Annotated in this window: 5 protein-coding genes, 1 tRNA gene and 1 rRNA gene; all 7 read left to right on the forward strand. The window is 67.0% G+C overall.

All coding sequences use genetic code 11. From position 1 onward, the window contains the following. Window positions 1-90: ribosomal RNA gene (gene rrf / locus GBZ48_RS35330) — 5S ribosomal RNA — on the forward strand; the annotation flags it as partial. Window positions 91-169: 79 nt separating this feature from the next. Next, window positions 170-246 (forward strand) — tRNA-Met (locus GBZ48_RS35335). 224 nt (window positions 247-470) lie between these two features. Then, window positions 471-1,727 carry a helix-turn-helix domain-containing protein gene (locus tag GBZ48_RS35340; RefSeq protein WP_174475289.1) on the forward strand — a complete coding sequence of 419 codons (1,257 nt, stop codon included), beginning with the start codon at window positions 471-473 and terminating at the stop codon, window positions 1,725-1,727. Window positions 1,728-1,879: 152 nt separating this feature from the next. Next, on the forward strand, window positions 1,880-3,049 hold the full coding sequence (gene ispG, locus GBZ48_RS35345; protein ID WP_174475290.1) for a flavodoxin-dependent (E)-4-hydroxy-3-methylbut-2-enyl-diphosphate synthase: 1,170 nt from the start codon (window positions 1,880-1,882) through the stop codon (window positions 3,047-3,049). 37 nt (window positions 3,050-3,086) lie between these two features. Further along, entirely contained in the window at window positions 3,087-4,418 is a 1,332-nt protein-coding gene (hemA, locus tag GBZ48_RS35350; protein ID WP_174475291.1) for a glutamyl-tRNA reductase, read from the forward strand. Beyond that, the gene (gene prfA / locus GBZ48_RS35355; protein ID WP_174475292.1) at window positions 4,393-5,478 is read left to right on the forward strand and encodes a peptide chain release factor 1; all 1,086 of its coding nucleotides are present in this window, start codon (window positions 4,393-4,395) and stop codon (window positions 5,476-5,478) included. Before hemA ends, prfA begins: the two co-directional genes overlap by 26 nt. Before the next feature lie 4 nt (window positions 5,479-5,482). After that, on the forward strand, window positions 5,483-6,331 hold the full coding sequence (prmC, locus tag GBZ48_RS35360; protein ID WP_174475293.1) for a peptide chain release factor N(5)-glutamine methyltransferase: 849 nt from the start codon (window positions 5,483-5,485) through the stop codon (window positions 6,329-6,331). The last annotated feature ends 552 nt before the right edge of the window (window positions 6,332-6,883 follow it).

Genomic DNA, 6,883 nt, shown 5'->3' on the forward strand with positions numbered 1-6,883 from the left:
CACCCGATCCCATCCCGAACTCGGCCGTGAAAAGCCTCCGCGCCAATGGTACTGCGTCTTAAGACGTGGGAGAGTAGGTCGCCGCCAGGTCGCTCAGGCACAAGAGACGCTCAAAGCCAAAGCGCACGCTTGCATCTTCACGAGATCCATCATCCGACGATGATACATCCGCGGGGTGGAGCAGCCCGGTAGCTCGTCAGGCTCATAACCTGAAGGCCGCAGGTTCAAATCCTGCCCCCGCAACCAAATCGAAAAGAAGCCCGCTGTGCTCACGCACCGCGGGCTTCTTGCCGTTCGGAGTGAAGCCCCTGCACCCACTTGTCACGACCCCCGTTCCCTGACCCGTGGTCATTGCGGTTGCGCCGTGGGGGCGGCATGTCGTACCCATTTCGCAAGTTGCATCCACGCGGATGCCCCCGCTGCGCATGCTTTTCCGGCGTGTGCATAAGCTGCGAGCAGATGGCGAGCCCATGGCCAAGCGCAAGGTTTTCGACGATTTCGATCCGGCTCCGTCCGGTCCCTCCGTCTCAGAGACTCTGCGTGCGACGCGGATGGCGCATGGCTATGACCTGCGCGACGTCGCGACGATGCTGCGCATCCGCTATCCTTACCTACTGGCGATCGAGGAAGGGCGGTATCAGGAACTGCCGGGCAGCACTTACGCCATCGGTTTCCTGCGCTCCTATGCCGAGTGCCTGGGGCTCGACCCGGACATGGTCGTCACCCGCTACAAGGAGGAGGCTGCCGGCAGTGTCCGCCGGCAGGAGTTGTATCTGCCTACTCCGGCGGCCGAAGGGCGGGCATCGGGTGGAACGCTGCTGCTCGGCACGCTGGTGCTGGCCGGCATCGTTTATGGCGGCTGGTACTATCTGTCGGCGACCGACCGGTCGGTGGCGGATCTCGTTCCGACCCTGCCGGACCGTCTGGTTTCGCTGCTGGACGGTGTGCCGGCCAAGCCGGCCGAACAGGTGGCTGACCAGTCCGCAACGTCCGGCCAGCCCGGCGCCGAACCCGCCGTTCCGGCACCGGCGATCACGACGCCAACCCAGGCCACAGCTCAATCGCCGGCGAACACGGCCCCGGTCAGCCCGACACAGGCTGGATCGGCACCCTCCAATTCGGCTCCTGCCGCAACGCCGTCCACCGTCGGCAAGCCGCCGCAGACTGCCGTGTCCACCGTCACACCAGCGCCGGCAACTCCGCAGGGCGGTACGGCCAAGCCGCAGGCCGGTACTGCCGCCGCCGGGCTGCCGCCAGCCCAGTCGCCATTGCCCTCCGCCAACGCGCCCGCTGCCAACCAGACGGGTGGGCAGGGTATCGTCAACGTACCGGCCCCGCCGGCCGAGGACGACGACGAGGCATCGCCGCAGGATCCGACTCCGCTGAACGCCGCGGCGGCCCCTCCGGCCGCGCCCGCGGTTCCGGCCGCGTCGGTCCCAGCCAACGGCAAGGTTTATGGCACTCTGAACACCAATGCGAAGCTGATCCTGAAGGCGACGCAGGAAAGCTGGCTTCAGGTGCGTGATGGCAGCGAGATCGTCTTCACCCGCGTGTTGAAGCCGGGCGACACCTTCCGCGTTCCTGACAAGCCCAACGTGAAGATCCGCACCGGCAACGCCGGTGGTCTGGTGGTGATGGCCGACGGCAGTGAAAGCCCGCCACTGGGCTCCGTCGGGCAGGTGCTGCGCGACGTCGCCATCGACGGCCACGGGGTTGTGCGGCGCTGAAACCGGCCGGTGAGGGCGTCAGCCATGCGTCAGCGGCGCCCCACCAACCCTGTCCCTTGAATCCCGGGCGCCGGAGCGCACTTCTGGCCTGATGCCGGCTGCGCTAGGATGCGGCACCCGGTTCCGTTTTGCTGTCCAGAGGCTGACCTGAGATGACCGTGCGCGCCTACCGCCAGATCCTTCGCCGCAAATCGCGCCAGATTCGCGTTGGCAACGTGCTTGTCGGCGGTGATGCGCCGATCTCGGTCCAGACCATGACCAACACGCCGACCACCGACGTGAAGGCCACGGTGGAGCAGATCCAGGCGGCCGAACGCGTTGGGGCCGACATTGTCCGCGTCTCCTGTCCCGACCGCGAATCGGCTCTGGCGCTCAAGGACATCGTGCGGCAGGTGAAGGTGCCGATCGTCGCCGACATTCATTTCCACTACAAGCGCGCCATCGAAGCGGCGGAGAGCGGAGCCGCCTGCCTGCGGATCAACCCCGGCAACATTGGCTCGGCCGAGCGGGTGCGCGAGGTGGTGAAGGCAGCCAAGGACCATGGCTGTTCGATGCGCATCGGCGTCAATGCCGGCTCGCTGGAGCAGGATCTGCTGGAGAAATATGGCGAGCCCTGCCCGGAGGCGATGGTCGAAAGCGCGCTGAACCACGCGAAGATCCTGGAAGACAATGATTTCCGCGAGTTCAAGATCTCGGTGAAGGCTTCAGATGCCTTCCTGGCCGTCGCCGCCTACCAGGGCTTGGCGGAGGCGTGCGACTATCCTCTGCACATCGGCATCACGGAGGCCGGCGGCCTGCGTGCCGGAACGGTGAAATCGTCGATCGGGCTGGGCATGCTGCTGTGGTCCGGCATCGGCGACACGCTGCGCGTCTCGCTGTCGGCCGATCCAGCGGAAGAGGTACTGGTCGGCTACGACATCCTGAAGTCGCTGGGGCTGCGCCGGCGCGGCGTGACCGTCATTTCCTGCCCTAGCTGCGCCCGGCAGAATTTCAATGTCATCAAGACGGTGGAACTGCTGGAGCAGAAGCTGGCCCACATCACCACTCCGCTGACCCTGTCGGTGATCGGCTGCGTCGTGAACGGTCCGGGCGAGGCGCGCGAAACCGACATCGGTCTGACCGGCGGCGGCAACAACACCCATCAGGTCTATCTGTCCGGCGTTACCGACCACCGGCTGAAGGATCAGGACATCGTCCAGCATCTGGTCGGGCTGGTCGAGAAGAAGGCGGCGGAGATCGAGGCGGCAAAGGCCGCCGCGGAGGCTGCCGAAGCCGAAACCACCCGAGAAACCACGCGAGACGTAGCCCCCGCCGCGGAGTAAGCTGCCCGGAATTCGGGCAGGGACAGCGATCCGCGGCGTGACCACCACCTCCTATTTCGTCATCGGCGCCAGCCACCGGACCTGCTCCGGCGTCGTCCGCGACCGCCTGTCCACCGACGAGGCGGAAGTGGCGGGAATGCTGGAGCGGCTGCGTGCCGTGGGGGTGGGGCAGGCGCTGTGGCTCAGCACCTGCGACCGGGTGGAGGTGCAGGCGGTCCATGAACGCCCGAACGAAGCGGCCCTGGCGATTGCCGAGGTCATGGCCGACCGTGCCGGCCTGTCGACATCCGATCTGGCGCCGCAGCTCTACACCCGCACCGGCATCGATGCTGTGCGCCACCTGTTCGCGGTGGCCTGCTCGCTCGACAGCCAGATCGTCGGCGAACCTCATATCCTGGGGCAACTGAAGGCGGCCCACCGCAGCGCTTCCGGTGCGGGGCTGACCGGACCGGAGCTGGAAGCGGTTCTGCAGGCTGCCTATGCAGCCGCCAAGCGGGTGCGCAGCGAGACGCCGATTGCGGAGGGCGCCACCTCGCTGGCCGCGGCAGCCATCCAGGTGGCGCGTGACCTGCACGGCGACATCAGGCGCTGCGGCGCTCTGCTGGTGGGAATGGGCGACATGGGTACCCTGGTTCTGGAGGGGCTGCGCGAGGCCGGGCTGCCGCGGCTGACCGTCGCAGCGCCGGTGGATCGGCGGGCGGAAGCGGCGGCACGGCGGCTCGACGGGCATTTCGCCCCCTGGGCCGATCTGGAGACGGCGATGACCGGCGCCGATATCCTGGTGACCGCGGCCGGCCTTGGGCGCTATATCCTGACCGCTCCGATGATGGAGGCAGTGTTGAAGCGCCGCCGCCGCCGGCCGGTCTTCGTGGTCGATGCCGCCATCCCGGCCGACGTCGATCCGGCGGTTGCGGGTATGGACGGCGCCTTCGTCTATGATCTGGCCGATCTGGAGCGGGTGGCGCTGCAAGGTCGGGTTGGGCGCGAGGCGGCGACCCAGGCGGCCTGGATGATCGTGGACGAGGCGGTTGCCGCTTTCGCCCGCGACCGTGCGGAACGCGCCGCGGTGCCAGCGGTTGCGGCGCTTCGCAGCCATTTCGAAGCGGAGCGGCGGCGCCTGCTGGCCGGGCATGCCGATCTGGATGCCGCATCGGCGACGCGACTGCTGGTCAACCGCCTGCTGCACGCCCCATCGGAGGCGTTGCGGGCCCTGGCCGCCGATGGCAGCGGCGAGGGGCTGGCCGAACGGGCGGCGGCGGAACGGCTGATGTTCCGCCTGTTCGGGCTGGACCGGCTGACCGCTGCCGCATTGGAAGAGAACGAACGGGATAAGGACGAGCGACGTGAGCCTGGACGAGAAGTTCGATAAGGTGATGGCCCGGTACGACGAGCTGCGCGACACGCTTGCGGCCGGCCTTGCCGAGTCCGGCGACTTCGCCCGGTTGTCCAAGGAATATGCCGACCTCACCCCGATTGCCGAGGCCATCGCGGAACTGAAGAAGGGCCGCGCCGAGGCCGCCGATCTGGCGGAAATGATCGCGGCGATGATGGGCGACCCCGGCGCCGACCCCGAGATGAAGGCGATGGCGGAGGAGGAGTTCCACCTCCTGACCAAGCGCATCCCGGATTTGGAGCGCAAGGTGCAGATTTCGCTCCTGCCCAAGGACGAGGCGGACGAAAAGAACGCCATCCTGGAGGTGCGGGCCGGGACCGGCGGCGATGAGGCCGCGCTGTTCGCCGCCGAACTGTTCGAGATGTACCGCCGCTATGCCGGCCTGCATGGCTGGCGCTTCGAGGCGATGGACGTCAGCGAGACCGGCATCGGCGGCTACAAGGAGGCCACCGCCAACATCACCGGCCGTGGCGTGTTCGCCCGGCTGAAATTCGAGTCCGGGGTCCACCGCGTCCAGCGCGTGCCGGCGACCGAGGCGCAGGGCCGCATCCACACCTCGGCCGCCACCGTCGCCGTGCTGCCGGAGGCGGAGGAGGTGGACATCCACATCGACGAGAAGGATCTGCGGATCGACGTCTTCCGCTCTTCCGGTCCCGGCGGCCAGTCTGTCAACACCACCGACAGCGCCGTGCGCATCACCCATCTGCCGACCGGGCTGGTGGTGAGCCAGCAGGACGAGAAGTCGCAGCACAAGAACAAGGCCAAGGCGCTGAAGGTGCTGCGTGCCCGGCTGTACGACCGCGAGCGGGCGGAGAAGGACGCTGTCCGTGCGGCCGACCGCAAGAACCAAGTGGGCAGCGGCGACCGCTCGGAGCGCATCCGCACCTACAATTTCCCCCAGGGACGGGTGACCGACCATCGCATCAACCTGACGCTCTACAAGATCGACAAGGTGATGGCCGGGGAGGCACTGGATGAACTGGTCGACGCCCTGATTGCCGAGGACGAGGCTGCCCGGCTGGCGGAGCTGGGGTGATCGCATGAACCTTCGCACCCTGCGTGGCCAGGCCGAGGCGCGGCTGCGCGAGGCCGGCATCGATACGCCGGAACTCGACGCCCGCTATCTGCTGGAGCATGCGTTGACCCTTACCCGCACCGACTTCGTTACGAAGGCGGAACAACTTATCCCTGATGCCGATGCTGCCCATGCCCTGGCGTTGGTGGAGCGGCGTGTGGCGCGGGAGCCGGTGGGGCGCATCCTGGGGCACCGCGAGTTCTGGACCATCGATCTCGCCCTCAATCCCGACACGCTGGAACCGCGGCCGGACACCGAGACGGTGGTCGAGGCGGTTCTGGCCGCGATCCCCGACCGAAAGGCTGCGCTGCGCCTGATCGATTTCGGAACCGGAACGGGTTGTATCCTGCTGGCGCTGCTATCGGAGCTGCCGAATGCCACCGGCGTCGGCGTCGATCTGAGCCCGCTGGCGGTGGAGGCTGCGGCCGGGAACGCCGACCGCAACGGGCTGGCAGAGCGCGCCCGCTTCCAGACCGGCGATTGGGCCAAGGGGATCGAGGAGCGTTTCGACATCGTGGTGTCGAACCCGCCTTACATTCCCAGCGCCGACATTGCCACGCTGGAGCCGGAGGTGCGGGAGCATGACCCGCTTCGCGCGCTGGACGGTGGGCCGGACGGGCTGGAGCCCTACCGCATCCTCGCCGCCGAATTGCCGCGTCTGCTGGTCCCCGGTGGACTGGTCGCGTTCGAAGTCGGGCAGGGCCAAGCGGAAGATGTGGCGGCGCTGGTCGGGGCGCAGGGGGTGGGTGACACCGCAATCCTGTGTGACCTTGGTGGGGTAAAGCGCTGTGTCAGGGCACGGAAGAGCCTGTGAGGCGACTGCTCATCCAAAAAAACGGTTGGATCGGCAGGCTTTGGCGGGTAGTGTGCGGTACACGACCGCGAACCTAAGGCCTGCGGAGCAAGAATCTCGGATGGTTTTCTGCCGAGCGCTGACCGCCATGGCCTGCCGCACGCGATGCGGACGCGTCGTTTGAACCCCGTGAGCGACCCATGGAAATCGTCCATGGCGGGCTCGGTGGCCGGGCCGCAAGGCCGGATGGCCGCCGGAGCGTTCCGGGGACTGCGCTTCTCTTGCATGGGGCCTTAAGAGCCGAATGAGACAGGGACCGAACTCCAGGCGTTCGCGTGGCCGTGGTAACAGCGGCGGCGGGGGCAGCGGCGGTGGCGGCGGCGGGGGGGGGGGGGCCTGTCCCTTTTAAACATCTCCCAGCCCCCGGGACCGGACTAGAAATCGGATGGCGGCTTCTGCTTGGAAAAAAAAAAAAAAAAAAAAATAAACGTATCCTTATAAACTAAGAACATAAGAAGGCTAGACAATGTTGGAGTTGACGGACAGCACGTAGACTGTACCACATGAGACTAG

It is taken from the genome of Azospirillum melinis (genome assembly GCF_013340935.1).
Taxonomy (GTDB): Bacteria; Pseudomonadota; Alphaproteobacteria; order Azospirillales; family Azospirillaceae; genus Azospirillum; species Azospirillum melinis.

Coding starts and splice junctions, on each gene's coding strand:
- GBZ48_RS35340 (WP_174475289.1), top strand. CDS start 471: ATGGCCAAGCGCAAGGTTTTCGACGATTTCGATCCGGCTCCGTCCGGT.
- prmC (WP_174475293.1), top strand. CDS start 5,483: ATGAACCTTCGCACCCTGCGTGGCCAGGCCGAGGCGCGGCTGCGCGAG.
- ispG (WP_174475290.1), top strand. CDS start 1,880: ATGACCGTGCGCGCCTACCGCCAGATCCTTCGCCGCAAATCGCGCCAG.